Origin of the sequence: Aeromonas sp. Marseille-Q5825, assembly GCF_946892685.1 — a bacterium.
Lineage (GTDB): Bacteria > Pseudomonadota > Gammaproteobacteria > Enterobacterales > Aeromonadaceae > Aeromonas > Aeromonas rivipollensis.
This window is the reverse complement of record NZ_CAMPOU010000001.1, coordinates 238,394-265,095: the sequence shown is the minus strand read 5'-3', so window position 1 is coordinate 265,095 and position 26,702 is coordinate 238,394. Positions and strand designations below refer to the sequence as shown.

The 26,702-nt window shown below is 61.5% G+C and carries 26 protein-coding genes; 12 read left to right on the top strand and 14 right to left on the bottom strand.

Annotated features, from left to right (window positions below; all coding sequences use genetic code 11):
- Positions 1-2 precede the first annotated feature (2 nt).
- From lipB to OC537_RS01235, 3 genes are all read left to right on the top strand, one after another.
- Positions 3-680, top strand: a complete 678-nt coding sequence (gene lipB, locus OC537_RS01245) for a lipoyl(octanoyl) transferase LipB (RefSeq protein ID WP_262108659.1) — start codon at positions 3-5, stop codon at positions 678-680.
- An 85-nt stretch (positions 681-765) separates the two neighbouring features.
- Positions 766-1,731, top strand: a complete 966-nt coding sequence (gene lipA / locus OC537_RS01240; RefSeq protein ID WP_025326085.1) for a lipoyl synthase — start codon at positions 766-768, stop codon at positions 1,729-1,731.
- Between the two features lie 191 nt (positions 1,732-1,922).
- Complete coding sequence (locus OC537_RS01235) at positions 1,923-2,429, top strand: GNAT family N-acetyltransferase (protein ID WP_262108657.1); 507 nt, start codon at positions 1,923-1,925, stop codon at positions 2,427-2,429.
- 48 nt (positions 2,430-2,477) lie between these two features.
- Here OC537_RS01235 and nqrE read toward each other — a convergent pair whose 3' ends face one another.
- From nqrE to OC537_RS01215, 4 genes are all read right to left on the bottom strand, one after another.
- Positions 2,478-3,077: an NADH:ubiquinone reductase (Na(+)-transporting) subunit E gene (gene nqrE / locus OC537_RS01230; RefSeq protein WP_042649628.1), complete on the bottom strand. Its 600-nt coding sequence runs from the start codon at positions 3,075-3,077 to the stop codon at positions 2,478-2,480.
- Positions 3,078-3,255: 178 nt separating this feature from the next.
- Positions 3,256-3,648 (bottom strand): hypothetical protein, encoded by a 393-nt coding sequence (locus tag OC537_RS01225; RefSeq protein ID WP_262108653.1) that lies wholly within the window; start codon positions 3,646-3,648, stop codon positions 3,256-3,258.
- Between the two features lie 310 nt (positions 3,649-3,958).
- The gene (recJ, locus tag OC537_RS01220) at positions 3,959-5,689 is read right to left on the bottom strand and encodes a single-stranded-DNA-specific exonuclease RecJ (RefSeq protein ID WP_262108651.1); all 1,731 of its coding nucleotides are present in this window, start codon (positions 5,687-5,689) and stop codon (positions 3,959-3,961) included.
- Positions 5,655-6,371: a disulfide isomerase DsbC N-terminal domain-containing protein gene (locus tag OC537_RS01215; RefSeq protein ID WP_262108649.1), complete on the bottom strand. Its 717-nt coding sequence runs from the start codon at positions 6,369-6,371 to the stop codon at positions 5,655-5,657. Before OC537_RS01215 ends, recJ begins: the two co-directional genes overlap by 35 nt.
- 260 nt (positions 6,372-6,631) lie before the next feature.
- Between OC537_RS01215 and mscL the strand changes: the two genes are divergently transcribed.
- Positions 6,632-7,042, top strand: a complete 411-nt coding sequence (gene mscL / locus OC537_RS01210) for a large-conductance mechanosensitive channel protein MscL (RefSeq protein ID WP_025326079.1) — start codon at positions 6,632-6,634, stop codon at positions 7,040-7,042.
- 69 nt (positions 7,043-7,111) lie between these two features.
- Here the strand turns inward: mscL and xerD are convergent, their stop codons facing one another.
- Complete coding sequence (gene xerD, locus OC537_RS01205; protein WP_262108646.1) at positions 7,112-8,023, bottom strand: site-specific tyrosine recombinase XerD; 912 nt, start codon at positions 8,021-8,023, stop codon at positions 7,112-7,114.
- Positions 8,024-8,220: 197 nt separating this feature from the next.
- Here xerD and fldB point away from each other — a divergent pair, with 197 nt between their 5' ends.
- From fldB to OC537_RS01180, 5 genes are all read left to right on the top strand, one after another.
- A complete protein-coding gene (gene fldB / locus OC537_RS01200; protein WP_025326077.1) occupies positions 8,221-8,739 on the top strand; it encodes a flavodoxin FldB in 519 nt (172 codons plus the stop codon).
- 33 nt (positions 8,740-8,772) lie between these two features.
- Positions 8,773-8,904, top strand: coding sequence for a hypothetical protein (locus OC537_RS01195; RefSeq protein ID WP_392418334.1), 132 nt, complete (start codon positions 8,773-8,775; stop codon positions 8,902-8,904).
- A 258-nt stretch (positions 8,905-9,162) separates the two neighbouring features.
- A complete protein-coding gene (locus OC537_RS01190; RefSeq protein ID WP_262108644.1) occupies positions 9,163-10,563 on the top strand; it encodes a TldD/PmbA family protein in 1,401 nt (466 codons plus the stop codon).
- Positions 10,563-11,903, top strand: a complete 1,341-nt coding sequence (locus OC537_RS01185; protein WP_262108642.1) for a TldD/PmbA family protein — start codon at positions 10,563-10,565, stop codon at positions 11,901-11,903. The genes OC537_RS01190 and OC537_RS01185 overlap by 1 nt, the downstream gene beginning before the upstream one ends.
- Before the next feature lie 350 nt (positions 11,904-12,253).
- Positions 12,254-12,649, top strand: a complete 396-nt coding sequence (locus tag OC537_RS01180; protein WP_162519240.1) for a VOC family protein — start codon at positions 12,254-12,256, stop codon at positions 12,647-12,649.
- Between the two features lie 66 nt (positions 12,650-12,715).
- Here the strand turns inward: OC537_RS01180 and OC537_RS01175 are convergent, their stop codons facing one another.
- Positions 12,716-13,642, bottom strand: coding sequence for a L,D-transpeptidase family protein (locus OC537_RS01175; protein ID WP_005326662.1), 927 nt, complete (start codon positions 13,640-13,642; stop codon positions 12,716-12,718).
- 456 nt (positions 13,643-14,098) lie between these two features.
- Here OC537_RS01175 and yegQ point away from each other — a divergent pair, with 456 nt between their 5' ends.
- A complete protein-coding gene (gene yegQ, locus OC537_RS01170) occupies positions 14,099-15,460 on the top strand; it encodes a tRNA 5-hydroxyuridine modification protein YegQ (RefSeq protein WP_033130937.1) in 1,362 nt (453 codons plus the stop codon).
- Position 15,461: 1 nt separating this feature from the next.
- Positions 15,462-15,710: a YfhL family 4Fe-4S dicluster ferredoxin gene (locus tag OC537_RS01165; protein WP_139745512.1), complete on the top strand. Its 249-nt coding sequence runs from the start codon at positions 15,462-15,464 to the stop codon at positions 15,708-15,710.
- A 294-nt stretch (positions 15,711-16,004) separates the two neighbouring features.
- On the opposite strand, the gene OC537_RS01160 is transcribed toward OC537_RS01165, so the two are convergent.
- Positions 16,005-16,397: a DUF1090 domain-containing protein gene (locus tag OC537_RS01160; protein ID WP_171275619.1), complete on the bottom strand. Its 393-nt coding sequence runs from the start codon at positions 16,395-16,397 to the stop codon at positions 16,005-16,007.
- A gap of 159 nt (positions 16,398-16,556) precedes the next feature.
- Between OC537_RS01160 and OC537_RS01155 the strand changes: the two genes are divergently transcribed.
- Positions 16,557-16,910, top strand: a complete 354-nt coding sequence (locus OC537_RS01155) for a DsrE/DsrF/TusD sulfur relay family protein (RefSeq protein WP_106887609.1) — start codon at positions 16,557-16,559, stop codon at positions 16,908-16,910.
- 3 nt (positions 16,911-16,913) lie between these two features.
- Here the strand turns inward: OC537_RS01155 and OC537_RS01150 are convergent, their stop codons facing one another.
- From OC537_RS01150 to nusA, 7 genes are all read right to left on the bottom strand, one after another.
- The gene (locus OC537_RS01150) at positions 16,914-18,125 is read right to left on the bottom strand and encodes an MDR family MFS transporter (RefSeq protein WP_262108633.1); all 1,212 of its coding nucleotides are present in this window, start codon (positions 18,123-18,125) and stop codon (positions 16,914-16,916) included.
- 147 nt (positions 18,126-18,272) lie between these two features.
- The gene (gene pnp / locus OC537_RS01145; RefSeq protein ID WP_106887611.1) at positions 18,273-20,414 is read right to left on the bottom strand and encodes a polyribonucleotide nucleotidyltransferase; all 2,142 of its coding nucleotides are present in this window, start codon (positions 20,412-20,414) and stop codon (positions 18,273-18,275) included.
- A gap of 180 nt (positions 20,415-20,594) precedes the next feature.
- Complete coding sequence (rpsO, locus tag OC537_RS01140) at positions 20,595-20,864, bottom strand: 30S ribosomal protein S15 (RefSeq protein WP_005326646.1); 270 nt, start codon at positions 20,862-20,864, stop codon at positions 20,595-20,597.
- Between the two features lie 160 nt (positions 20,865-21,024).
- Positions 21,025-21,984: a tRNA pseudouridine(55) synthase TruB gene (truB, locus tag OC537_RS01135; protein WP_262108626.1), complete on the bottom strand. Its 960-nt coding sequence runs from the start codon at positions 21,982-21,984 to the stop codon at positions 21,025-21,027.
- 1 nt (position 21,985) lies between these two features.
- A complete protein-coding gene (rbfA, locus tag OC537_RS01130; RefSeq protein ID WP_005326642.1) occupies positions 21,986-22,420 on the bottom strand; it encodes a 30S ribosome-binding factor RbfA in 435 nt (144 codons plus the stop codon).
- Between the two features lie 55 nt (positions 22,421-22,475).
- Complete coding sequence (infB, locus tag OC537_RS01125; RefSeq protein ID WP_106887613.1) at positions 22,476-25,172, bottom strand: translation initiation factor IF-2; 2,697 nt, start codon at positions 25,170-25,172, stop codon at positions 22,476-22,478.
- A 20-nt stretch (positions 25,173-25,192) separates the two neighbouring features.
- Complete coding sequence (nusA, locus tag OC537_RS01120; protein ID WP_106887614.1) at positions 25,193-26,695, bottom strand: transcription termination factor NusA; 1,503 nt, start codon at positions 26,693-26,695, stop codon at positions 25,193-25,195.
- Positions 26,696-26,702 lie beyond the last annotated feature (7 nt).

The following is a 26,702-nucleotide window of genomic DNA, read 5'->3' as shown; positions in this document are numbered from 1 at the left end:
AGATGTCACCCCAGATCCCCGCCCAGCCACAACTGCTCGTCAGACACCTGGGTCGTCGCCCCTACCAGCCGGTATGGGACGCCATGAAGGCCTTCACCGACAGCCGCACCAGCGAGACGCCTGACGAGTTCTGGGTGGTGGAGCACGATCCCGTCTACACCCAGGGCCAGGCCGGCAAGGCCGAGCATCTGCTCGCCCCCGGTGACATCCCTGTGGTGCAAAGCGATCGCGGAGGCCAGGTGACCTATCACGGCCCCGGCCAGCTGGTGCTCTATGTGCTGGTGGACGTGCGCCGCAGCAAGCTCTCGGTGCGCGAGCTGGTGACCTGTCTGGAAACCGCCATCATCAATACCCTGGCGAAGAGCGGTATTGAGGCTTATGCCAAGGCCGATGCCCCTGGCGTCTACGTGAAGAACGATCTCGGCATCGAGGCCAAGCTCGCCTCCCTGGGACTGCGGATCCGCAAGGGCTGCTCCTTCCACGGACTGGCCCTCAATATCAACATGGACATGACCCCCTTCCTGCGCATCAATCCGTGCGGTTATGCAGGCATGGCCATGGCCCAGACCAGCGCCCTGGGCGGCCCGCAGAGCGTGGCCGAGGCGCAATCCATCCTGGTGATGGAGCTGGCCAGCCTGATTGGCTATGAAACGATCACGAATACCGAAGAGGCAGCATGAGCAAGCCCATGCCGCGTGGCCATGAGGGTCCCGAGAGGACCTTGATGGCTATCAATCAGACAATAACAAACACCGAGAGTGAATCATGAGCAAACCCGTTCGTATGGAGCCGGGCGTCAAGCTGCGCGATGGCGACAAGATGGCCCTGATCCCGGTGAAATTCATGCCGGATCCCAACGAGGAAGTGCTGCGCAAGCCGGACTGGATGCGGATCAAGCTGCCGCCGTCGAGCCAGAAGATCGAGCACATCAAGAGCACCCTGCGCAAGAACAAGCTGCACTCGGTCTGTGAAGAGGCCTCCTGCCCCAACCTGGCGGAGTGCTTCAACCACGGCACGGCCACCTTCATGATCATGGGCGCCATCTGCACCCGCCGTTGCCCCTTCTGCGACGTGGCCCACGGCCGCCCGCTGGCACTGGATCCCGAAGAGCCGAAGAAGCTGGCGCTCACCATCAAGGAGATGGGGCTGAAATACGTGGTCATCACCTCGGTGGACCGCGACGATCTGCGCGACGGCGGTGCCCAGCACTTCGCCGACTGCATCAAGCAGATCCGCGAGCACAGCCCCCAGACCCGCATCGAGATCCTGACCCCGGACTTCCGCGGCCGCATGGAGCAGGCGCTGGAGGTGTTTCGCGAGACCCCGCCGGATGTGTTCAACCACAACCTGGAAACCGCACCGCGCATGTACCGGGTCGCCCGCCCGGGTGCCGACTACAAGTGGTCCCTGGAGCTGCTGCGCCGCATCAAGGAGATGCACCCCCATGTGCCGACCAAGTCCGGCGTCATGATGGGTCTGGGCGAGACCAACGAAGAGATAGTCCAGGTGCTCAAGGATCTGCGCGAGCACGGCGTCAACATGCTGACCCTGGGTCAGTATCTGCAGCCGAGCCGCCACCACCTGCCGGTGAAGCGCTACGTGCCGCCCGCAGAGTTTGACGAGCTGAAAGACGTCGCCATGGGGCTGGGCTTCAGCCACGCCGCCTGCGGTCCCTTCGTGCGCTCCTCCTACCACGCGGATCTGCAGGCCAAGGGCGAAGAGGTCAAATAACCTCGCCCGAAAAGAGAGGTCAAATGATCTCGCCCGAAAGAGGGGTCAGATAACCTCTCCTGCTAAAAGAAGAGCGCCCAAGGGCGCTCTTCTTGTTGAACATGTCGGACTCGACACTCCCGGCCAACCCCTTGGCTAATACCTAGTTCCGGGGTTAAGGTGGCGACTCCCTTTCCTTGAGTGAAGCTCCGATGCCAACCCCTATCGTTCGTCTGATCCTCATGGATGAGGCGGCTTTCCCCGCCTATCGCGACTACTTCATCGACGACTACGCCCAGGATCTTGCCAGCAATCACGGGCTGACCCTGGCCAATGCCCGCCAACAAGCCGAGGCTTCCTTGCTGCAACACCTGCCCCAAGGAGCCGCCACGCCGGGCCAGAGCCTGCTCTGCATCATCCCTGTGAGTGACAATGTCGGGAGCGCAGTCGCGACGACGGCGGGCATTGCCGGCTATCTCTGGCACAGCATCGACAGCGCCGCCCACACCACCTTTATCTATGACTTCTACACACTCCCGACCCATCGTGGACTGGGATATGGCAAGGCCGCCATGGCGGTGCTGGAGGCCGACTTGAAGTGCCTTGGCGTCAGCCAGATCAAGCTGAGAGTCGCCTATGACAATCCGAGGGCCAGGGCGCTCTACGAAGAGATCGGCTTTCACATCACGGGCTACAACATGGCCAAGATGCTGGCTTGATGGCCCCCGTCATCAAGCCTCTTCCGTCATGCCATGGCGAGCCGACGCTCACAGCGAGATGCCGGAAAACGACATAAAGCCGAGCGACATCAGCCCCGCCACAATGAAGGTGATGCCGATACCGCGCAGCCCCTCTGGCACGTCCGAATACTTCATCTTCTGGCGCAGGCCGGCAATGGCGACGATTGCCAGCAGCCAGCCAAGCCCGGAGCCCGCCCCATAGACCACGGATTCGATGAAGTCGTAGTCCCGCTGGGCCATGAACATGACGCCGCCGAAGATGGCGCAGTGCACAGTCAACAGCGGCAGGTAGATCCCCAGGGCCTGGTGGAGCGCCGGGAAATGCTTGTCCAGCACCATCTCCATCACCTGCACCAGGGCCGCCAGCACACCTATGTAGATGATGAAATCGAGAAAACTGAGGTCAAATTCCCCGAGGAAGGTGCTGTCCGGGCGCAGTATATGGCGGTAGATCAGGTTGTTGAGGGGAATGGCGATCACCATGACCACCAGCACCGTCATGCCAAGGCCGAAGGCGGTGTTGATGTTCTTCGACACCGCGAGGAAGGTACACATGCCGAGAAAGAAGGCCAGGGCCAGGTTTTCCACAAAGATCGACTGAATAAACAAATTGACGTAATAGTCCATGAAGGCTGCTCACCACTTGATTGTGCAAAGAGAGGGTCCGCCCCTGACCAGGGGCCAGCGGCAGGAACGGGATGACAGTCAGCACGGGCGCGAACGCAGACGACAGGGGTCGGCGGATCAACAGACAGGGATCAGCGGCAGAGACGGCGTCGGCGTGTGCCCGGCGAGGGGAGCGACACTAGTCGCCCTGGCAGAAGCGAAATTGCAGGTGATGACAGAGCAGTTGCCGCTGGTGCAGATGACCGAGACAGTTTGGCCACTGCCTGAGGTAGATGAGGGGCAGGAAGAACAGCAGGCCGCAGAGCAGACCGAGGATCTCGTGCTGAAACCAGGCCAGCAGCATCTGGTAGAGATCCGGATCCCTGGCCCCTTCCAGCCGCCGCCCCTGCTCGAAGCTGAGCCGCCACTGGGAGGCCGGGGGCAGACTGAGGTTGTCGGCCAACCCAGGCGCGGGGGGCTCGTGCAACTGCATCGAGGATGTCGATGTTCCCTGGGCCGACAGCGCGGGCGCACCGAGCCCTGCCGCGGCAGAGGCGGCAAGCCACAGCAGGCAGGCGACGGCGAGCGCCATCGGCCAGCACAATGGTCGGCCAAGGGGTGGCAAGGGGACAGGCTCCTTGAAAAGGCAAGGGGTTGAACGGGGCCGAATATATCACAATCCCTCCTTATATTGAATTTTGGCATCCAGTAACCGGAAAAATTCGATACAAACAACCTGCTTTCCCCACAAAGCGGACATTTAACACCCTCAATGAAAACAGCGGAGAACGACTCCCATCCTCGCCCCTTGAGCCCCATTCAGTGGGGGCATTACCGCTCTTGCAACAAAAACGGCCACCCCAGGGTGACCGTTTTCATTGCCGAGCATGGCGCCTGACGCACTAGAGACCGGCGGCCTCCAGATGCTCCACCAGCAGCTGGACGCTGCGGTTGCCGCGCCACTCGTTGACGTCGAGCCGGTAGACCAGCCGCACCCGTTTCACCGAGGCATCCGGCCAGCGCTTGAGATCCACCCCGAAGGCGATGGCATCCACCGCATGGCCGGAATCGGTGGTCAGCATCATCTTGAGGTGCTTCTCCCCCACCAGCCGCTGCTGCACCAGCACGAACTCGCCATCGAACAGTGGCTCGGGGAAGGCCTGGCCCCAGGGACCGGAGGCGCGGATCAGCTCCGCCAGCTCGAGGGTGAGCTCGTCCGGCAGCAGCTCGCCATCGGTGAGCAGCACCCCAGTCAGCAGCTCGGGGGTTACCAGCTCACTGATGACCGCCTCGAAGGCCCGGCCGAAGGCTTCGATATTGGCCTTGGGCAGGGTCAGCCCCGCCGCCATGGCGTGGCCGCCAAACTTGCCCATCAGGCCGGGGTGGCGGGTGTCGAGCAGTTCCAGCGCATCGCGCAGGTGCACCCCGGGGATGGAGCGGCCGGAGCCCTTGAGCTCAGTCTCGCTGCTCTGCGCAAACGCAATCACGGGTCTGTAGTACTTCTCCTTGATCTTGGAGGCCACCAGCCCCACCACCCCCTGATGCCACTCGTCTCTGTGCAGCACTATGCCGGAGGGCACCTCGCCGTCGCGAAACCGGATCTGCTCCAGGGTGGCGAGGGCCTCCTGCTGCATCCCCTGCTCTATCTCCTTGCGCTCCTGATTGAGGCTGTCCATCTCGGCCGCAAGCTGGCGCGCCAGGTTGAGATCATCGCTCAGCAGACAGGCGACCCCGAGGGACATGTCATCGAGCCGGCCCACCGCATTGAGGCGGGGCCCCAGGGCAAAGCCGAGATCGGCGGCGCACAGGCGGCGACCGTCGCGGCCCGACACGTCCACCAGCGCCTGGATGCCGGGACGGCAGCGACCGGCCCGGATCCGCTGCAGCCCCTGATGGACCAGGATGCGGTTGTTGCCATCCAGCGCCACCACGTCGGCGACTGTGCCGAGGGCCACCAGATCGAGATAGTCCGCCACATTGGGGGCGCGAATGCCCTGGCGCTCATACCAGCCGCTCTGGCGCAGATGGGTGTTGAGGGCCGCCATCAGATAGAAGGCCACCCCGACCCCGGCCAGGGATTTGGAGGGGAAGTCGCAGCCACGCTGGTTAGGGTTCACTATCGCATCGGCATCAGGCAGATCCTGGCCCGGCAAGTGGTGATCGGTAACCAGTACCCGCATCCCGGCCGCCTTGGCCGCCGCCACCCCGGCAATGCTGGAGATGCCGTTATCCACTGTGATGAGAAACTCGGCGCCCCGGGCCACCGCCAACTCGACGATTTCGGGGGTGAGGCCGTAGCCGAACTCGAAGCGGTTGGGCACCAGAAAATCGACGTGATGGCCCCCCATGGCCCGCAGGGCCAGCACGCACAGGGCCGAGCTGGTGGCGCCGTCGCAGTCGAAGTCGCCGACGATGAGGATGCGCTGCTGCGCCGTCAGGGCATCCGCCAGCAGGGGCACCGCCTGCTCCATGCCGAACAGCCGCTGGGGCGGCAGCAGCTGGCTGGCGCTGCGCTCCAGCAGGGCGGGATCCTCCACGCCGCGACTGGCGAAGATTTGACGAAGCAGGGGATGCAGGGTGGCGGGCAGATGGGAATCATCAACTCGCGGACGACGACGGATTTGCAGGGGCATTGATGTAATCCAGTATCTTGAGCAGTTGTTCAGGGCTCTGATATCCCCGCACCAGATCCCCGTTTGGCAGGACCCAGCTCGGTGACGCCTTGATCCCGAGCCACTGGCTCAGGCCGATATGATGGGCAAGGATCTCATTACATCCGGCCGCAGGCAAACGATCACTGAGACTGAGTTCACCCAGCAGGGCGGGATCGCACCAGAGCGCCTGCGTCTCGGCCAGCTCGACGAAGGGGGCCACCAGGGGCAGCAACTGCACGCTCACCCCCCTGGCCTGCAACTGGGGCAGATCGTCCAGCACGGCGTGACAGCGGCGACAGCCGAGATCGGTAAACAGGGTAACCCGGTAGCGCTCGTTCGGCGCCTTGAGCCAGAGTCGCGCCTCGCCTACCTGCGCCAGCGCCAGCCGACGTTGTTGCTGCTGGCTCAGGCGGGTGAGGTTTTGCATGTCGTGGGCCAGATCCAGCATGGAGCCCTGCAGCACATAGTTTCCCCTGGCATCGCTATAGAGCAGCCCCTGGGCTGTGCCCAGCAGATAGAGCCCGGGCACCGGGGTCTCGTCCACCAGGAAGACCTGCACCCCGAGGCGCTGCCCTATGGTCTGTTTCAACAGCTGGGGATCCATCCCCGCGCTGGCAGCAAAGGTGCACAGCAGCATCATTCCCAGCAGTAAATGTCGCACTTGATGACTCACCTGGCATGATTGAATGGATTCATAAGGTAACTCAGTGCACATCCTTGCCCCAACCTCTTAATTAGCGATTGATTAATAGCGTGGATCGCAAAAAAATCCCGATCTGACAGGTTGCCAATTGGGCTAAGGCCCAGCAAGCTAATCAGGACGACGGGAGACACCATGGTCATCCCTCTGTTTTATTGATGTTTTATCGTCCAAACAGCGATGTGGTCGCACCGCATCCTGTCCATTTTTTAGGGGGAAAAATGAGTCTGATTAAAGAGTTCAAGGCCTTTGCGGCCAGAGGCAACGTCATCGACATGGCGGTCGGTATCATCATAGGTGCCGCCTTCGGCAAGATAGTCTCCTCCTTCGTGGGCGACGTCATCATGCCGCCCATCGGCCTCATCCTGGGGGGGGTGGACTTCAGCGATCTGGCCGTCACCCTGAAGGCCGCCGAAGGTGACATCCCTGCCGTGGTCATCGCCTACGGCAAGTTCATCCAGACCATCATCGACTTCCTGATCATCGCCTTCGCCATCTTCATGGGGCTCAAGGCAGTCAACACCCTGCAGAAGAAGCAGGCAGAGGAAGCCCCTGCCCCGGCCGGCCCCACCAAGGATCAGGAGCTGCTGACCGAGATCCGCGATTTGCTGAAATCCCAGCAGGGGAAATAGACGCCAGCTCCTGTCGTGCAGTGATGAAAAAACCGCCATTTGGCGGTTTTTTATTGGCGGCGGCACGGGTCAGGCCCGGGGATGGTGCTCCCCATGGAGTGCCTTGAGACGCTCGTTGGCCACGTGGGTGTAGATCTGGGTGGTGGAGAGATCCGCGTGCCCCAGCAGCATCTGCACCACCCGCAGATCGGCGCCGTGGTTGAGCAGATGGGTGGCGAAGGCGTGGCGCAGGGTGTGGGGGGAGAGCTCTCCACGGATCCCGGCCCGCTGGGCATAGAGCTTGATGCGATGCCAGAAGGTCTGGCGGGTCATCATCCTGGCCTGCTTGGAGGGGAAGACCACATCCGAGCTGGTGCCTCCCAGCAGCAGGGGGCGGGCCTCCCGGTAGTAACGCTCCAGCCAGTGGACCGCCTCCTCCCCCATGGGCACCAGCCGCTCCTTGTTGCCCTTGCCCACCACCCGCACCAGCCCCTGGCGCAGGCTGACATGCTCGGCGGTGAGCCCCACCAGCTCGGAGACCCGCAGTCCGGTGGCATAGAGCAGCTCGAGCATCGCCTTGTCCCTCAGCTCCAGCGGGTCATCCACCAGGGGCGCCGTCAGCAGTGCATCCACCTCGGCCTCGCTGAGATCCGAGGGCAGCTTCTTGGGCAGCTTGGGGCCCTCCAGCAGCACTGTCGGGTCGTCGCCGCGCAATTTTTCCCGATTGAGATACTGATAGAAGCGGCGCAGGGCCGAGAGGAAGCGGGCCGTGCTGCTGGCCGCAAACTGCTTGTCCACCCGCCAGGCGAGGTAGTGCTGGATGTCATCCATCCCCGCCAGCAGCAGGGATCCCCCCTGGCCGTCGAGCCAGAGGGCAAACTTTTCCAGATCCGTGCGATAGGAGCTGACCGTATTGTCGGACAGCCCCCGCTCCAGCCAGAGGGCATCGAGGAAGGGCTCGATAAGGGGATGGTTGTGCACGGCAGGGGCTGGCTTGGTCATGGGGTGTCGGTCTTGGGCAAACGGTGGCCCATTGTAGCCTGCCAGGACGGCGCGCACATCAGGGGCTTGCGCTTCCCCGGCAGGCATACCAGGCGGTGAAGCGCGAGGGGCAATCTGCTAGACTGGCGCCCTCACTCGGGCGGCCGGGCCCCATGGTTGCCCGAGCCCCCTTGCCTACTGCGATCAAGAGAAGAGCGATGAAGATAGGTTTGTTTTACGGCTCAACCACCTGCTACACCGAGATGGCCGCCGAGAAGATCCGCGCCCTCATTGGCCCCGAGCTGGTTGATCTCCACAACATCAAGGATGTGCCCCTGGCCCGCATGCAGGAGTACGACATCCTGATCCTCGGCATCTCCACCTGGGACTTCGGCGAGCTGCAGGAAGATTGGGAATCCCGCTGGGAAGACATCAAGGATGTGCCTCTGGAAGGACGCATCATCGCCCTGTTCGGCATGGGCGATCAGCTGGGGTACGGCGAGTGGTATCAGGATGCCCTCGGCCTGTTGCACGATCAGCTGGTGCCCAAGGGGGTCAGGCTGGTGGGTTACTGGCCCAACGAGGGGTACGAGTTCGATGCCTCCAAGGCGCTGATCGACGATGGCCGCCACTTCGTCGGCCTGGCTCTCGATGACGCCAACCAGTACGACCAGACCGAATCCCGCATCGAGCAGTGGGTCGATCAGATCCTGAATGAGATCCACGAGCTGCTGTGATCCAGGTAGCTTGCATGTTCGATGATCCCTTGGATGCGGAGTGACGATGGCCATCATCTTGTCGTCGGCCTGGCCCTTGATGACGCCAACCAGTACGACCAGACCGAATCCCGCATCGAGCAGTGGGTCGACCAGATCCTGAATGAGATCCACGAGCTGTTGTGATCCCGCCTGGCGGCGCCACAGAGCATCGACGGACCGGCTCCCTCATCGCCCCTCGAAAGCGGCGTTGATCTCCCCTGCCGGCAGCCGGCCACACAGGCTGCCGGGCGCAGTTATCGCACCGATTTTCTCGTTCGGTATCATCGCCTGACGCTATAGCGACTTTTTGCTGCTGGTCTGCAACAATGCAACCGACACCCCATAACACAATCAGAACGGGTGTCGGAAGCAAACAGGAAACAGACCAGAAAAGGAAATTCTATGACCTCATTCTCCCTGTTGGCCCCCACCATAGCCCGCGACGTGCTCGATCACGCCCTGCGGCTGGGTGCCGACTTCGCCGAGCTGTTTGTGGAGCGCAAGCGCCACAGCCAGCTCAGCCTGCTCTCCAGCCAGATAGAGAACATCAGCGGCGGCCTCGATTTTGGCATAGGCGTGCGCCTGTGCTACGGCCACAAGGTGCTCTACGGCTACACCAACCTGGCCAGCCGCGACGAGCTGCTGCGCATCGTCAGCCTGCTGGCGGCCAAGGACAAGCGTGACCCCGTGGTCACCGCCACTGCCTTCGATTTCACCCCCATCACAGACCGCAATCCGGTGGCCCTGCCGCTCTCGGCCGACAAGCAGCTGGAGCAGAAGATTGCCTACCTGCATGCCATGGATGCGGTGGCCCGCGCCGAGAGCGGCAAGGTGAGCCAGTTCTCCGGCAACGTGCTGGGCTGGGAGCAGGAGGTGGAGATCTTCAACAGCGAAGGGCTGCAGGTGAGCGATCGCCGCCACTACAACCGCATCATGGCCCAGACCATAGCGGTGGAAGGGAGCGAGCAGAGCGTGGGCTACGAGGCCCCCGGCGCCCTGATGGGCTGGGAACATGCCGAGCGCATAGACCCGCGGGAGCTGGCCCTCACCGCCACCCGTCAGGCGCTGGTGAAGCTGGGCGCAGCCCCCTGTCCGAGCGGCACCCTGCCGGTCATCATGGAGAGCGGCTTTGGCGGCGTCATCTTCCACGAGGCCTGCGGCCACCTGCTGGAGACCACCTCGGTGGCCAAGAAGGCCTCGGTGTTCCACGACAAGATGGGGCAGCTCATCGCCAATCCGGCGGTCAGCGCCGTGGATGAAGGCTTGCAGAGCAACGCCTGGGGCTCCATCAACGTCGATGACGAAGGGATGGCGACCCAGCACACCCAGCTCATCAAGGATGGGGTGCTGACCGGCTTCCTGGTGGACAGAATGGGCGCCATCAAGACCGGCCATGCCCGCACCGGCTCAGGAAGGCGCGAGTCCTACAAGTTCGCCCCCACCTCCCGCATGCGCAACACCTACATAGAGCCGGGCAGCCACAGCCTGGACGATATGCTGGCCACCGTCGAGCACGGCATCTACGCCAAGAAGATGGGGGGCGGCTCGGTGCAGCCGGGCACAGGCGAGTTCAACTTCAACGTGCAGGAGGCCTACCTCATCGAGCATGGCAAGATAACCCGGCCGCTCAAGTCGGCGACCCTGATCGGTACAGGCCCGCAAGTGCTCAAAGAGATCTCCATGGTGGGGCGCAATCTGGCCCTGGCCGCAGGTATGTGCGGCTCAGTCTCGGGCTCGGTGCCCACCTCTGTCGGCCAACCCGCCTTGAAAGTTGACAAGATCCTGGTAGGAGGGAACGCCTGATGAGCGCACTCGATATGAATCAACTGCTCAGCCGCCTGCTGGAGAAGGTCGCCGACCTCGATGCCGAGGCGGACATCATCGCCAATCAGGACAAGGCCTTCTCCCTCAAGGCCGACAAGGGGGAACTCGGCGAATACAAGGTCACCAGCAGCCAGCAGCTCGGCATTCGCCTGATCAAGGAGGGTCGGGTCGGCATCGCCTACTCGGAGTCCCTCGATGAGCTGGCGCTGGATGCCATGCTGCAGGATGCTCTCGATGCCAGCCGCTTTGCCAAGGTGGACCCGGATCAGCGCATCTCGGTGGCGGGCAGCCGGATCAGCACCGACTGCGCCGAGATAAACCAGCCCGATACCACGGCGGTGGAGGAGAAGATAGCCCTGGCCCTGCGCCTCGAGGCGGATATGCTGGCGCAACCTGATGTGACCGGTGCCCCCTACAACAGCTTCTTCGAGGGGGAGAGCCGCCTCTGGCTCGCCAACAGCCTGGGCAGCCTCTGCCAGCACAGTGAATTCAGCGTCGGCTGCTATACCTCGGCGCTGGTGGAGCGGGATGGCCGCCAGTCGATGCACTCGCAAGGGCAGTATGGCCGCCGCTTCGACGAGCTGGATAGCCAGACCCTTATCGAACAGATCCATGCCGTGGCCCATGACCTGCTGCCGGGGGAAGCGGTACCGAGCGGTCGCTACAGCGTTCTCTTCAGCACCAACTGCTTCGCCAGCCTGTTTGGCTGCTTCCAGGGGGCACTGTCCGGCAAGTGGGCCCAGCAGGGTATCAACCCCTGGCGGGACAAGGTGGGTCAGTCTGTTGCCTCCCGCTGGCTCACCCTGGAGAGCCGGGCCTATATGCCGGGGGGAATGAACATCAAGGCGTTCGATGGCGAAGGGGCCCCCACCTCGGATCTGTTGCTGATTGGCGAGGGAGAGCTCAAGACCCTGCTCCACAACAGCGCCACCGCTCACCACTTCGGCCTGGCCAGCAACGGCTCGGCGGCCCGCAGTGCCCGCAGCGCCCTCGATGTGACCGCCCGCCACCTGGTGTTTGGCACAGGTCCTCACATCGAGGGCGAGGTGCAGAGCGGCGACTATCTGGAGCTGGTCAAGCTCGACGGCCTGCATTCCGGGGCCGATGCGGTGAGCGGTGACTTCTCCTTTGGCGCGTCAGGGTTCCTCTGCCGCGATGGGGTGCGGCTCCAGCCGGTGCGCGGCATCACGGTGGCGGGTAACTTCTACCGCCTGCTCGGGGAGCTGGAAGCGGTCGGCAATGTGCTGCACCACAGCGATGGCAAGGGCTTCTATACCCCCCTGATCCGTTTCGGTGGCCTGAATATCGCTGGCAAGTGACAATCAAGGGATGACAAGGAGTGCCATGCTCCTCCATCCATCCGTTTCGGTGGCTTGAATGTCGCAGGCAAGTGACTGTATCTAGTGGGAAAAGCAGTTATCTTCCCCATCCAAAAGCGGCGCCATCAGGCGCCGTTTTTTCATTGATGGCGCCCCTGTTCGACCACTCCTAACCTCTAAGAACCTGTCTAAGACCTGTCGCGAGAGGCCGTCAGCAAGGTAAAGAGCAGCGCAGGAACCGGAGCGTATAGATATACGTGAGGATTCCGAGCAGCGCATGAGCCTTGATCACGGTCTCGCAGCAAGATCGTAGATTGGTTCCAAGAGCCGCCGGTCGCATCGGCCGGATATTGCTGGAGAATACGAAGATGGACAACACCCTGGTCTGGGCCGACATTCCGACACGGGATCTGGATCGCGCCATGGACTTCTACTCGGCCCTGCTCGATGTGCAGGTCACCCCCATACAGGAGGAGGAGATGCGTTTTGCCATGCTGCGCTACGATGGCAGCAACGCGGCGGCCTGTCTCGGCCCCATGGACAAATACCACCAGCCCGGTGGCGCCGGTCCCCTCATCTATCTCTCCCTGGGTGACAGGTTGCAGGAGGCTGAGCAGCTGGTTCCCCGGCTCGGCGGACGGGTGCTCGAACCCCTGCACTCCATCGGCAGCGGCCACGGCTCCCGGGTCATCATAGAGGATACCGAAGGCAACTGGCTGGCCCTCTATGCCCCGCCCGCCCCTTGAGCCACATAAACAATAACGGCGACCCTGGGGTCGCCGTTATTGTTACCTGACACCTATCAGAAGCGATCAGGCTTCAGGATTGAGGCGAGTCGGCATGCCGGTACGCTGTTCCAGCACCTGCTTGACCACATTGGAGTCGCTGTCCATGTGGGCGATGAAGCGGGTGGTGGCCGGAGTCATCGGGAGCGGCACAGAGGCGGTGGAGTTGAACTCCTCCTCGGTGCGCGACAGCGGCTCGTGCACTTCCATGTAACGACCGCCATCCGGCTCGACCGTGGTCTTGACCGGCTGGTTGACGAACTGGACGCGGGTACCGACCGGCACGTTGTCGAACAGGTACTTGATGTCATCGGCGCGCAGACGCACGCAACCGCTGCTCACCCGCAGACCTATGCCGAAGGTGGCGTTGGTGCCGTGGATGGCATAGAGGTTGCCGATATAGAGGGCGTGCAGGCCCATGGGGTTGTCCGGACCGGCCGGCCAGACCGCAGGCAGTGTCTTGCCCTGGGCGGCGTAGCGGCGACGGATGTTCTCGGTCGGGGTCCAGGTCGGGTTGGCGCGCTTGCGCTCCACCTTGGTGATCCAGTTCTCCGGGGTGTTGACCCCCAGCTGGCCGATGCCGATGGGCAGCACCTGCACCACGTTCTTGCCTTTCGGGTAGTAGTAGAGACGCATCTCGGCCACGTTGATGACGATCCCCTCGCGCGGTGCATTCGGCAGGATCAGCTGATGCGGAATGGTCAGCTTGCTGCCCGGCGTTGGCAGATAGGGGTCGACGCCCGGGTTCGCTTCCATGATGTTGGTCAGGCCCAGCTGGAAGTCGGCGGCGATCTGCTCCAGCGGACGGTTGTCGGCGGGCACCACGTATTCCTGGTTCTCACCGATCAGACGGCTGTTGGCGGCTGGCAGCGCGTATTCAACGGCGGCGGCCTGCTGGCTGACCAGGGTCAGAGTGCAAAAAAGGGCCGAAGCGGCAATGCGAAGGGGATTCATAAAATTCCTGTATGGTTTCCTGTACCTGTTGGCCTGAAGCCGGTTCATCCTCGGTCTGTCCCTTGTCACGAGTAGCGCTCGCCCGAGGCCAATACCGAGCGCGCATTCTTTCCCGAGTCGGACAAAATTTCAACTTGAAGAGGGGGCTTTTTCGCGGAAAAGATCCATTCTCCCCCCCAACAATCGACCGTATCGGGTGCCTGTCAGCCTAACATCGCCAATCTGAGCGCAAAATGAACATGCATCCGGCCCGCCACCCTAGCCCCAAATTGCATGATGGCGCCGTCACGAGTACAATCTCGCACCCCTTTTATCAGGAGTATCGAGTCATCTCGTGCTCTGGGTGTACCTCATCGGGTGGCCGTGCGTCGAGTACGGTCGCACCATGCCGATGACCCTATACGGCGCCATCAGGTGGCGCCGTCCTGATTTGCAATCAGACAGAAAGAGTCCAACATGTTCAGACCAGAATTGCTCTCCCCCGCCGGGACCCTCAAGAATATGCGTTACGCCTATGCCTATGGCGCCGACGCCGTCTATGCGGGCCAGCCGCGCTACAGCCTGCGGGTGCGCAACAATGAATTCGATCACGAGAATCTGCAGCTCGGCATCAACGAGGCCCATGCACTGGGCAAGCAGTTCTATGTGGTGGCCAACATCCAGCCCCACAACTCCAAGCTCAAGACCTTCATCCGCGACATGCGCCCCGTGGTGGACATGAAGCCGGATGCGCTCATCATGTCAGACCCCGGTCTCATCATGATGATGCGCGAAGCCTTCCCGGATATGCCCATCCACCTCTCGGTACAGGCCAACGCGGTCAACTGGGCCACGGTGAAGTTCTGGCATCAGATGGGCCTGACCCGCGCCATCCTGTCGCGCGAGCTATCTCTAGACGAGATCGAAGAGATCCGCATGCAGGTGCCGGAAATGGAGCTGGAAGTCTTCGTCCACGGGGCGCTGTGCATGGCCTACTCGGGCCGCTGCCTGCTCTCCGGCTACATCAACAAGCGCGACCCCAACCAGGGTACCTGCACCAACTCCTGCCGCTGGGAGTACAAGGTGCACGAGGGCAAGGAAGATGACGTGGGCCAGATTGTGCACCGTCAGGAGCCCATCGCCGTGCGCCCGGACAACACCCTGGGGCTCGGCAAGCCGAGCGATGCCCTGGTGCTGCTGGAAGAGTCCAACCGTCCCGGCGAGTACATGACGGCGTTCGAGGACGAGCACGGCACCTACATCATGAACTCCAAGGACCTGCGCGCCGTCGAGCACGTGGAGCGCCTGACCAAGATGGGCGTGCATTCGCTGAAAATTGAAGGCCGCACCAAGTCCTTCTACTACTGCGCCCGCACCGCCCAGGTCTATCGCAAGGCCATCGACGATGCGGTCGCCGGTCGCCCGTTCGATCCGACCCTGATGGGCACCCTCGAGAACCTGGCCCACCGTGGCTACACCGAGGGCTTCCTGCGCCGCCACAACCACAGCGAGTACCAGAACTACGACTACGGCTACTCCGTCTCCGACACCCAGCAGTTCGTCGGCGAGATCACCGGTCGCCAGGGCGACATGGTGGAAGTGGAAGTGAAGAACAAGTTCCTGGTGGGCAACAGCCTGGAGCTGATGACGCCGCAGGGCAATGTCAGCTTCAACCTGGAGCAGATGCAGAACCGCAAGGGGGAGCTCATCGACACGGCGCCGGGCAACGGCCACGTGGTCTATGTGCCTGTCCCGAAAGAGATCGACATCAACTACGGCATACTGCTGCGCAATCTGGGCGATCGTCAGGACACCCGCCAGCCGCACTCGGCGGCCTGAGATGGCGCTGCTCATCACCGACAAGTGCATCAACTGTGACATGTGCGATCCCGAGTGTCCGAACCAGGCCATCAGCCTGGGGGACAAGATCTACGAGATAGATCCCAGTCGCTGCACCGAGTGCGTCGGCCACTATGAGAAGCCCACCTGCATCAGCGTCTGCCCCATCGATTGCATCATCTGGGATCCCGCCCACGTGGAGACCGAAGAGCAACTGATGGACAAGTTTGTGCTGATGCACAGGCAGTAAACCGGCATCAGCGTCTTCGACTCACTGACCGTATCCTCCGGGATCCTGTCCATATGGTGGAGACCGAAGAGCAGCTGATGGACAAGTTTGTGCTGATGCACAGGCAGTAAACCGGCATCAGCGTCTTCGACTCACTGACTGTATCCTCCGGGATCCTGTCCATATGGTGGAGACCGAAGAGCAGCTGATGGACAAGTTTGTGCTGATGCACAGGCAGTAATGCCGGACCTGCGGGTCATCCAGAAATAGAAAAAGCCGGGCATGCCCGGCTTTTTCTATTGCGCTGCAGCCCGGTCAGGGCTTGATCAGTTTCTGCAGCGCCTCAAGCTCGCGCTGGGCCTCCAGCAGCTCGGCCTGGGATGCCTCCAGCTTGGCCTGCTTCTTGGCGATCTTGTCCGGCTTGCCCGAGACCCGGGCGCTCTGCAGATCCGCCAGGCGCTCCTCCACCTCTTGCTTCTGCTTGGCGACCTTCTCTTGCTGCTCCTCGACGAGCCCGGCATCGGTGCAATGGGTCTCGATGTTGCGCAGGGCCTGCTCCAGGCCCGCCACCTGCTGCGCGTTATCGTGCGCCCGGGCGAAGCTCAGCTGCTCGGTCACCGCCTGATGCCTGGCCTTGCAGCCGACGTTTTCACTGCCATAAGCCTGTCCGGCCAACAGCAATAATCCTATTCCGGCAATCTTCCACATAACGACCTCTTTGCTCTGTCATACTGGATGGCCGCCTATGAAACCTGACTCATCTCCCGAGGTCAAGGCACAGGGAAAGGGCTACGACAGAGTTTGCACTGGGTCATGCCGCCGCCAAGCTGGCGACGCTACAATGCCCCTTTCAACCCGGAGAGTCCCATGAAACAAGAGATCCTCATCATCGCCAACGGCGCCCCCTATGGCAGCGAGTCCCTGTTCAATGCCCTGCGTCTGGGGATAGCCCTCAACGAGCAGGAAGGCGTCATCCTGAAGATATTCCTGATGTCCGATGCCGTCGGCGCCGCCCTGGCGGGCCAATCCCCCGCCGAGGGTTACAACCTGCGCCAGATGCTGGAGATCCTGCTGGCACAGGGCACCGTCATCCGGCTTTGCAAGAGCTGCACGGACGCCCGGGGCATCAGCTCCCTGCCACTTATCGAGGGCATAGAGATAGGCACCCTGCCCCTGCTGGCCCAGTGGACCCTGGCGGCCGACAAGGTGCTGACCTTCTAGGGATCAGGGCTCGGCCCGGGCCAGCGCCGGGCGCGGGATCCGGGTGCTCAAGCCATAGAGCATCAGGATCACCAGGCAGAGCAGAGCCATGAGGGCATAGAGCCAGCCACCTCCCCAGTTGGCCAGGATCCAGCCCCCCAGCAGGGCGCCGATGGCGACCCCGAGCCCGGACATGGAGGCCGCCCCGAAATAGCTCCCCTTCAGATGACTCGGGGCCATCTGATCGATCAGCACGTTGAGCAAGGGGAACAGGATGCACTCGCCGACGCTCAGCAGGATCACCGCCACTATCCAGTGCCACCAGATGGCGGTGTTTCCGAGGGCAAACAGCAACTGGGCACCGAGAAAGAGCGCCACCCCGAGTTGCAGCCGGCGCTTGGTGGGCCAGCGGGCCGTCAGGTGCAGCAAGGGGAACTGCAGTATCACTATGGTCAGCGCATTGATGCTCACCAGCCAGCCGATGAGCCGCTCCACCTCAGGGGTACCGGCTCGGGTCAGATACTGGATGAGCGGTGACTCGAACTGGACATAGACCAGCATCAGCAGCACGTTCGCCAGGGTCAGCAGCAAGAAGCCCCTGTCCTGCCAAAGCACCCGCAGCACGGCGCGCATGCCCGGACCGGCGGCATGGCTTGGCTGACAGGCGGCCAGTCGAAAACCGACGAAGAAGATGAAGCCGAGCAGCAGATAGCTGACACTGAGCAGCAGGAAGGTCTCTTGGCGTGCGCTCAGGCCGTAGCTGACCCCGAGCAGGGGACCTATGGCCGCCCCCAGGTTGAGCAGAAAATAGCGCAGGTGCAGTGCCAACTCGCGGGCTTTGGGCTCGGCCAGGCTATCGGCCATCAGCGCCTTGCCCGGCGAGTCGATGAGCCCGTAGGAGAGCCCGCTGCCGATCACCCCCATCGCCAGCCAGATCACCTGATGGGAGAGGCCGAGCAGGGCGACGCTCAGGGCGGACACCAGGCAACCAAACAGCAGTATGTTGCGCCTCCCCCACTTGTCCGACAGCCAGCCGCCGTAGAAGCTGACCAGGGTGGAGAGGGCCGCCGTGGCCCCCAGGATGAGGCCGATCAGGGTCGCCGAGAGGCCATAGTCGCGGTAGAGCAGGATGGAGAGAAAGGGCCAGACCATGAAGAAGGTGGTGCGCACCATGAAGGTGCCCAGGATGACGATCCAGACTAGCGGGGGAAACTGCCTGAGATAGGCCCATGACATGCTGCACTTCCTTTTGACAACGTGACGGCGAGTCGTCCCTTATAGCAACTGGCGCCAAAAGGAACAAGGCCTCTTCTCCCTGGTCCCCTCAGGCAGACAGGCACAAAAAAGCCGACCCTGAGGTCGGCTTTTCACAGAGCGGATGCCTTATTCGGCAGCCGGCTCTTCGGCAACGGCCACGTCGGCAACCGGGGCGGCGGCTTCGGTCGGTGCATTCGCTTCCTTGATGGAGAGACGCACGCGGCCCTGACGGTCCACTTCCAGTACCTTCACCTTCACAACGTCACCGATCTTCAGGAAGTCGGCCACGTTCTGCACGCGGGCATCGGTGATCTGGGAGATGTGTACCAGACCGTCTTTACCCGGCAGGATATTGACGAAGGCGCCGAAATCGGCCAGACGCACAACCTTGCCTTCATAGATGCGGTTCACTTCGATCTCGGCGGTGATGGCCTCGATGCGACGGATGGCTTCCATGGCGGCTTCGTTGGCAACGGCGGAGATGCGGACTGTACCGTCATCATCCAGCTCGATGTTGGTGCCGGTCTCTTCGGTCAGGGCACGGATCACGGAACCGCCCTTGCCGATGACATCCTTGATCTTCTCAGGATTGATCTTGATGGTGTGGATGCGCGGGGCGAAATCGGAGATCTCGGCACGGGGCGCCTGGATGGCTTCGTCCATCACTTTCAGGATGTGCAGGCGAGCGCCACGGGCTTGCTTGAGGGCAATCTCCATGATCTCTTTGGTGATGCCTTCGATCTTGATGTCCATCTGCAGCGCGGTGATACCCTGGGTAGTACCGGCTACCTTGAAGTCCATGTCGCCCAGGTGATCTTCGTCACCCAGGATGTCGGACAGCACGACGAAACCTTCTTCTTCCTTCACCAGACCCATGGCGATACCGGCAACGGAGGCCTTGATCGGCACACCCGCGTCCATCAGCGCCAGGGAGGAACCACAGACGGAGGCCATGGAGGAGGAACCGTTGGATTCGGTGATTTCAGACACCACGCGCACCACGTACGGGAACTCGGCGGCGCTCGGCATCACGGCAGCAACGCCGCGCTTGGCCAGACGACCGTGACCGATTTCACGACGCTTGGGGCTACCCATCATGCCGGTCTCGCCGACGCAGTACGGCGGGAAGTTGTAGTGCAGCATGAAGCGGTCGGCACGGTGGCCGGCCAGCTCGTCGATGTTCTGGGCGTCACGCTCGGTACCCAGGGTCGCAACCACGATGGCCTGAGTCTCACCACGAGTGAACAGGGCGGAGCCGTGAGCACGGGGCAGGATGCCGGTGCCAACGGACAGGGCGCGGATCATTTCCGGATCGCGACCATCGATGCGCGGCTCGCCACGGACCACACGGCCACGGACGATGCGGCTTTCCAGGCTGTGGAACTCTTCGCCGATCTTCTTGGCATCTTCTTCCACGCCGGAGGCGATGACCTGCTCGACCACACGGGACTTGATGGCACCGATGGCGGCGTAACGCACGGCCTTCTCGGTGATGCGGTAGGCTTCACCCAGTTCGGCGGTGGCCAGCTCGGCAACCTTGGCTTTCAGCGCTTCGTTGACGGCAGGCGGGGTCCAGTCCCACGGCTGGGTACCCACGTCGGCGGCGAATTCGTTGATGGCGTTGATCACCACCTGCATCTGCTCGTGGCCATAGACCACGGCGCCCAGCATCACCTCTTCGGAGAGGATGGCCGCTTCGGATTCCACCATCAGCACGGCGTTGGCTGTACCGGCAACCACCAGATCCAGATCGCTCTGGGGCAGTTCGGTGGTGGTCGGGTTCAGCACGTACTGGCCGTTCATGTAACCCACGCGGGCAGCAGCAATCGGGCCGCCGAACGGGATACCAGAGATGGCCAGGGCAGCAGAGGCACCGATCATGGCAACGATGTCGGGGGACACGGCCGGGTTCACGGACATGACGGTGGCAACCACCTGAACCTCATTGAGGAAGCCTTCCGGGAACAGCGGACGAATAGGACGGTCGATCAGGCGGGAGATGAGGGTCTCACCTTCGCTCGGACGGCCTTCACGACGGAAGAAACCACCCGGGATACGACCAGCAGCATAGGTACGCTCCTGGTAGTTGACGGTCAGCGGGAAGAAATCACGGCCGTGATCGGCCTCTTTCTTGCCGACGACGGTCACAAATACGCAGGTATCGTCCATGCTGACCATGACGGCCGCAGTGGCTTGACGGGCCATCACACCGGTTTCCAGGGTGACGGTGTGTTGACCGTACTGGAATGACTTTACAATAGGATTCACGTGAATTTCCTTTTTACAATTTGGCGCTTTAAATTCGCGTGCAAGTATACTTGATTCGCATCAAAAGGTAAGCGGTGGCGCGCATTCTGTGAGGCAGGCAACGGTTTGCCGCGCGATAAAAATGATCCATAAAAAAGGGGAACCTCACGGTTCCCCTTTTTCGCGAAATCTGATGGTCGATTAACGACGCAGACCCAGCTTGGCGATCAGAGCAGCGTAACGCTGAACGTCTTTACGCTTCAGGTAGTCCAGCAGCTTACGACGCTGGGAAACCATGCGCAGCAGACCGCGACGACCGTGGTGATCCTTGGAGTGCTCCTTGAAGTGACCTTGCAGATGGTTGATCTGGGCAGTCAGCAGGGCAACCTGCACTTCGGGGGAACCGGTGTCGTTGGCGCAACGAGCGTTGTCAGCAACGATGGAAGCTTTGATCTCAGCATTTAGAGACATGGTATTACTCCAGTAGAGTGTTTAAAGGTTCACAGCCAATCTCTAATTCAGCCGTGAAATGAGGGCGGTATCATAATCGCAGCCGCCCCTTTTCGCAACGATAAAGAGGAACGAGCTGCACGCGCCCCGGCCGGTGAGCCAGGGCGATACCGCCAGAGGATCACTCCTCGTTGTTATCGTCGTGATAACGCACCAGCCGCTTGGGGGCGACCCGCCCTTCGTCGTCGATCTCGCCGACGCCGATGAACTCGCGCTCAGGACCGACCGTCATGCGGACCTGGCCGCTTTGCGGCGCACCTGCCACCTGCACGGCCTGGCCCTGGTTCACATAGGCGGCCACGGCCGTCAGCATGTTCACCTCGGGCAGGGACGCCACTGCGGTATCCATCGGCAGCAGCAGGGGATCCAGCTGCTCCCGCGGCGGGATGCTCTCGGCCTTGGCCTGCTCGAAGATACACTCGAGTTGATCCAGGGTCAGCATCCGCTCGTAGGGGTAGCTGGCCACCTGGGTGCGACGCAGCTGGGTGACGTGGGCGCCACAGCCCAGCACTTCGCCGAGATCGTCCACCAGGGAGCGGATGTAGGTGCCCTTGCTGCAATGCACCTCGAGGCGCACCTCATCCCCTTCGAAACTCAGCAGTTTGAGCTCGAATACGGTGATGGGGCGGGCTTCCCGCTCGATCTCGATGCCTTCACGGGCGTACTCGTAGAGCGGACGACCGTTGTGCTTGAGGGCAGAGTACATGGACGGCACCTGCATGATGGGGCCACGGAACTGGTCCAGCGCCTCGATCAGGGTACCCACGGCCACGTTCACCGGACGGGTGGAGACCACCTCGCCGTCGGAGTCGCTGGTGTTGGTGCGCTCGCCCAGCTTGGCGGTCACCTCATAGCGCTTGTCCGCCTCCAGCAGATACTGGGAGAACTTGGTGGCCTCACCGAGGCAGATCGGCAACATGCCGGTCGCCAGGGGATCCAGGGCGCCGGTGTGGCCGGCCTTGGCCGCGTTGTATATCCGCTTGACCTTCTGCAACACATCGTTGGAAGTCAGACCGGTCGGCTTGTCCAGCAGCAGGATACCGTGTACGTCACGGCCCTTGAAACGACGTCTTCGAGACATCTCAGGCTTTGTCCTCAGTAGTATCATCCGGTGCGGCTTCGTCTTCTTCACGACCGGCTTCGGTCATGCGACGCTTGTCTTCACGCACAGTGTTGGTCACCAGGTTGGAGAGGCGCATCCCCTCGACCAGGGTCTGGTCGTAGTAGAAACGCAGCTCAGGCACCACCCGCAGACGCATGGCGCTGCCAAGCAGGCTGCGAATGTAACCGGCCGCCTCGGTCAGGCCCTTGAGCCCTTCCGCGATGCGCTCGGCGTCATTCTCCAGCTGCAGGAAGGTGACGTAAATCTTGGCATAGTTGAGGTCCTTGGACACTTCCACGTCGGAGACGGTCACCATGCCGATGCGCGGGTCTTTCACCTCGCGCTGCAGGATCAGCGCGATTTCACGCTGGATCTGCTGCCCGACCCGACGGGTCCGGCTGAATTCTCTGGCCATATTCTATCCTGCGATAAAAGGGGGCCGCAGCCCCCTATTTTGTCTAACTGTCGGCTTACAGAGTCCGTTGAATTTCAATGGTCTCGTAAACTTCGATCTGGTCGCCTTCGCGTACGTCGTTGTAGTTCTTGACCGCGATACCACACTCGTAACCGTTGCGGACCTCGTTGACGTCATCCTTGAAGCGACGCAGGGATTCCAGCTCGCCTTCATAGATAACCACGTTGTCACGCAGAACGCGAATACGGTTGGAACGCTTGACCACACCTTCGGTGACCATACAGCCGGCAACGGCGCCGAACTTCGGTGACTTGAAGACGCTACGGACTTCAGCCAGACCGATGATCTCCTGACGATACTCAGGGGCCAGCTTGCCGCTCATGGCCTGCTTCACTTCGTCGATCAAATCATAGATGACGGAGTAGTAACGCAGATCCAGGCTCTCGGACTCGATGACCTTGCGCGCAGAAGCGTCGGCACGGACGTTGAAGCCCACCAGGATGGCGCTGGAAGCAGCCGCCAGGGTAGCATCGGTTTCGGTGATGCCACCGACACCCGAGCCCACGATCTTGACCTTAACTTCGTCGGTAGAGAGCTGCACCAGCGCATCGCAGATAGCTTGCACCGAACCCTGTACGTCGGCCTTGATCACCACGTTCACTTCGGACACTTCGCCCTCGGTCATGTTGGCGAACATGTTTTCCAGCTTGGCCTTCTGCTGGCGAGCCAGCTTGACGTCGCGGAACTTGCCCTGACGATAGAGTGCCACTTCACGGGCCTTCTTCTCGTCACGTACAACGGTGGCTTCATCACCAGCAGACGGCACCCCGGACAGACCCAGGATTTCCACCGGCAGGGACGGACCCGCTTCCTTGATTTCGCGACCCAGCTCGTCACGCATGGCACGGATACGACCGTATTCCAGACCACAGAGTACGATGTCGCCCTGGCGCAGAGTACCTTCTTGTACCAGCACGGTAGCAACCGGACCACGACCCTTGTCCAGGAAGGATTCGATCACGACGCCGCTGGCCATGCCATCGACAACCGCTTTCAACTCCAGCACTTCGGACTGGATCAGGATGGCTTCCAGCAGGTCATCGATGCCTTCGCCAGACTTGGCGGAGACGTGAACGAACTGGCTGTCGCCACCCCAGTCTTCGGACATGACGTTGTAACGGGCCAGCTCGGTTTTGACGCGATCCGGATCCGCTTCAGGCTTGTCGATCTTGTTGACCGCAACCACGATGGGCACTTCTGCCGCCTTGGCGTGCTGGATGGCTTCGATGGTCTGCGGCATGACGCCGTCATCGGCAGCAACAACCAGAACGACGATATCGGTCGACTTGGCACCACGAGCACGCATGGAGGTAAACGCAGCGTGACCCGGGGTATCCAGGAAGGTGATCATGCCACTGTCGGTCTCGACGTGGTAGGCACCGATGTGCTGGGTAATACCACCGGCTTCGCCAGCGGCAACCTTGGCTTTACGGATGTAATCCAGCAGCGAGGTCTTGCCGTGGTCGACGTGACCCATGATGGTCACGACTGGCGCGCGCGGCTTGGCTTCGGAGGTCTCGTCACGATCGGACAGTACCGCCTCTTCCAGCTCGTTCTCACGACGCAGCAATACCTTGTGACCCATCTCCTCGGCGACCAGCTGAGCGGTCTCCTGATCGATCACCTGGTTGATGGTCGCCATGGCGCCCATCTTCATCATCGCCTTGATGACTTCGACACCCTTGACGGCCATCTTGTTGGCCAGCTCGGCCACTGTGATGGTCTCGCCGATGACGACGTCACGGTTCACCACGGCGGCAGGCTTGTTGAAGCCGTGCTTCATGGCGTTGGGCATGGCGACCTTGCCGCGCTTGCCTTTGCGAGCACGGGGGTTGCGGGAGTCACGGTCGTCTTCGCGGCGAGTGGCCTTTTTCGGGGCCTTGACAGCTGCAGCAGCCGTGCGACGACTGGTCTCTTCCTTCCGGTCCAACTCGTCTTCTGCGGCTTGCGCATGCTTGTTGGTGGTCAGATGGTAGTCACTGCTCTCTTTGGCACGAGCAGCTTCTTCTTCAGCCCAGCGAGGGCCGTTCTGTTCCGCCATGACGCGAGCCTCTTCGGCTTTCTTCGCGGCGAGTTCTTCTGCTTTTTGCAAAGCGGTTTGTTCCTGTTGGCGCTTCAGTTCTTCTGCTTCGCGCTTGGCCATCTTTTCTGCCTCTTGCTGAGCTGTGCTAGCGGCTACTTTGGCGGGCTGTGGAGCCTGTCGAGCCTTTGATTGTGCCTCGATCCGCGCCTTTTCCTCAGCTTCACGACGAGCCTGCTCAGCCTCACGGCGAGCCTTCTCTTCAGCATCGAGACGGGCCTTGTTTTCGGCCTCGTGACGAGCTTTTTCTTCTGCTTCCAAACGCGCTTTTTCCTCGGCTTCCGCCTGACGCTGTTCATCTTCCAGCGCCGAGCGTTTTACATAGGTGCGAGTCTTGCGCACTTCAACCTGCACTTCCTTGTTCTTGCCGCCAGTCCCTTGAACACTCAGGGTGCTCTTGGTCTTGCGCTGCAAAGTCATGCGGGCTGGTGCGGTGATCTCGTCACCTCCATGCTGTTTTTTCAAGTGAGCCAGCAGAGTCTGTTTCTCAGACTCGCTGACGAGGTCGTCGGCCTTGCTCTTGCTGATACCGGCATCGACAAACTGCTGGAGAAGACGATCAACCGGCGTGTCGATGTCAGTGGCAAGTTGTTTGACTGATACTTCTGCCATTCATTTTCCTCCGTTTGATCTTATTCAGACTGCTCTTCTCCGAACCAACAGATATTGCGAGCAGCCATAATCAGCTCACCGGCTTTCTCAGCGGTCAGCTCTTCAATGTCGGCAAGGTCGTCGATACCTTGCTCTGCCAAATCTTCCAGGGTGCCGACGCCGCGAGCGGCCAGGGCATACGCCATTTCACGGCCAAGGCCGTTGAGATTGAGCAGTTCTTCGGAAGGCTCTACGCCGTCGAAGGATTCTTCTTTGGCCAGGGCCTTGGTGGTCAGGACATCCTTGGCACGCTTGCGCAGCTCTTCCACCATGTCTTCGTCCAGACCGTCGATGGCCAGCAGCTCATTGACGGGTACGAAGGCGATCTCTTCCAGGGTGGAGAAACCTTCTTCCATCAGCAGACCGGCGAAATCGTCGTCGATGTCCAGGGCGCTGGTGAACAGGGTCAGGATGCGATCGTTCTCGGCCTGGTGCTTGGCACGCATGTCCTCGACGGTCATGACGTTCAGCTCCCAACCGGTCAGCTGGGAGGCCAGACGCACGTTCTGACCGTTGCGACCGATGGCCTGGGCCAGGTTGGCGGCTTCCACGGCGATGTCCATGGTGTGGTTGTCTTCATCAACGATGATGGAGGCCACATCGGCAGGCGCCATGGCATTGATCACGTATTGGGCCGGGTTGTCATCGTACAGCACGATGTCGGCACGCTCACCACTCAGCTCGGCGGAGACGGCCTGAACGCGGGCACCGCGCATGCCGATACAGGCACCGATCGGGTCGATACGACGATCGTTGGTCTTGACCGCGATCTTGGCGCGGGAACCCGGATCACGGGCGGCGCCCATGATTTCGATCATCTCTTCACCGATTTCCGGCACTTCGATGCGGAACAGCTCTTTCAGGAAGTCCGGGCTGGAGCGGCTGACGAACAGCTGGGAACCACGGGCTTCCGGGCGGACGGCATAGAGCAGGCCACGGATGCGGTCACCGGGACGGAAGGTCTCACGGGGCAGCATGTCGTCGCGGAAGATCACGGCCTCGGCATTGCTGCCCAGATCCAGGATCACGTTGTCGCGGTTGCTCTTCTTGACCACGCCGCTGATGATGGTGCCTTCCTTGTCCTTGAACTGGTCAACGACTTGAGAACGCTCGGCCTCGCGCACTTTCTGCACGATGACCTGCTTGGCGGTCTGGGTGGTGATGCGGTCGAAGGTCACAGAGTCAATCTGGTCTTCAACATAGTCGCCGATCTGGATATCCGGCTGCTCGATCTGAGCGGCTTCGAGGGTGATTTCCCCGTACGGGTTCTCCATGGAAGCCTGATCGGCCACCACGACCCAACGGCGATAGGTGTCGTAGTCACCGGTCTTGCGATCGATCTCGACCCGAACTTCAATCTCGCCTTCGTATTTTTTCTTGGTCGCAGTCGCCAGCGCAGTCTCCAGAGCCTGGAAAATCTTCTCGCGGGGGACAGCCTTCTCGTTGGACACTGCGTCAACGACCAGCAAAATCTCTTTATTCATATCCGAT

What these genes read in the sequence shown, in the direction of transcription:
- lipB (WP_262108659.1), top strand. Translation starts at nt 3, where the DNA reads ATGTCACCCCAGATCCCCGCCCAGCCACAACTGCTCGTCAGACACCTG.
- lipA (WP_025326085.1), top strand. Translation starts at nt 766, where the DNA reads ATGAGCAAACCCGTTCGTATGGAGCCGGGCGTCAAGCTGCGCGATGGC.
- OC537_RS01235 (WP_262108657.1), top strand. Translation starts at nt 1,923, where the DNA reads ATGCCAACCCCTATCGTTCGTCTGATCCTCATGGATGAGGCGGCTTTC.
- nqrE (WP_042649628.1), bottom strand. Translation starts at nt 3,077, where the DNA reads ATGGACTATTACGTCAATTTGTTTATTCAGTCGATCTTTGTGGAAAAC.
- OC537_RS01225 (WP_262108653.1), bottom strand. Translation starts at nt 3,648, where the DNA reads ATGGCGCTCGCCGTCGCCTGCCTGCTGTGGCTTGCCGCCTCTGCCGCG.
- recJ (WP_262108651.1), bottom strand. Translation starts at nt 5,689, where the DNA reads ATGCCCCTGCAAATCCGTCGTCGTCCGCGAGTTGATGATTCCCATCTG.
- mscL (WP_025326079.1), top strand. Translation starts at nt 6,632, where the DNA reads ATGAGTCTGATTAAAGAGTTCAAGGCCTTTGCGGCCAGAGGCAACGTC.
- xerD (WP_262108646.1), bottom strand. Translation starts at nt 8,023, where the DNA reads ATGACCAAGCCAGCCCCTGCCGTGCACAACCATCCCCTTATCGAGCCC.
- fldB (WP_025326077.1), top strand. Translation starts at nt 8,221, where the DNA reads ATGAAGATAGGTTTGTTTTACGGCTCAACCACCTGCTACACCGAGATG.
- OC537_RS01195 (WP_392418334.1), top strand. Translation starts at nt 8,773, where the DNA reads ATGCGGAGTGACGATGGCCATCATCTTGTCGTCGGCCTGGCCCTTGAT.
- OC537_RS01190 (WP_262108644.1), top strand. Translation starts at nt 9,163, where the DNA reads ATGACCTCATTCTCCCTGTTGGCCCCCACCATAGCCCGCGACGTGCTC.
- OC537_RS01185 (WP_262108642.1), top strand. Translation starts at nt 10,563, where the DNA reads ATGAGCGCACTCGATATGAATCAACTGCTCAGCCGCCTGCTGGAGAAG.
- OC537_RS01175 (WP_005326662.1), bottom strand. Translation starts at nt 13,642, where the DNA reads ATGAATCCCCTTCGCATTGCCGCTTCGGCCCTTTTTTGCACTCTGACC.
- yegQ (WP_033130937.1), top strand. Translation starts at nt 14,099, where the DNA reads ATGTTCAGACCAGAATTGCTCTCCCCCGCCGGGACCCTCAAGAATATG.
- OC537_RS01165 (WP_139745512.1), top strand. Translation starts at nt 15,462, where the DNA reads ATGGCGCTGCTCATCACCGACAAGTGCATCAACTGTGACATGTGCGAT.
- OC537_RS01160 (WP_171275619.1), bottom strand. Translation starts at nt 16,397, where the DNA reads ATGTGGAAGATTGCCGGAATAGGATTATTGCTGTTGGCCGGACAGGCT.
- OC537_RS01155 (WP_106887609.1), top strand. Translation starts at nt 16,557, where the DNA reads ATGAAACAAGAGATCCTCATCATCGCCAACGGCGCCCCCTATGGCAGC.
- OC537_RS01150 (WP_262108633.1), bottom strand. Translation starts at nt 18,125, where the DNA reads ATGTCATGGGCCTATCTCAGGCAGTTTCCCCCGCTAGTCTGGATCGTC.
- rpsO (WP_005326646.1), bottom strand. Translation starts at nt 20,864, where the DNA reads ATGTCTCTAAATGCTGAGATCAAAGCTTCCATCGTTGCTGACAACGCT.
- truB (WP_262108626.1), bottom strand. Translation starts at nt 21,984, where the DNA reads ATGTCTCGAAGACGTCGTTTCAAGGGCCGTGACGTACACGGTATCCTG.
- rbfA (WP_005326642.1), bottom strand. Translation starts at nt 22,420, where the DNA reads ATGGCCAGAGAATTCAGCCGGACCCGTCGGGTCGGGCAGCAGATCCAG.
- infB (WP_106887613.1), bottom strand. Translation starts at nt 25,172, where the DNA reads ATGGCAGAAGTATCAGTCAAACAACTTGCCACTGACATCGACACGCCG.
- nusA (WP_106887614.1), bottom strand. Translation starts at nt 26,695, where the DNA reads ATGAATAAAGAGATTTTGCTGGTCGTTGACGCAGTGTCCAACGAGAAG.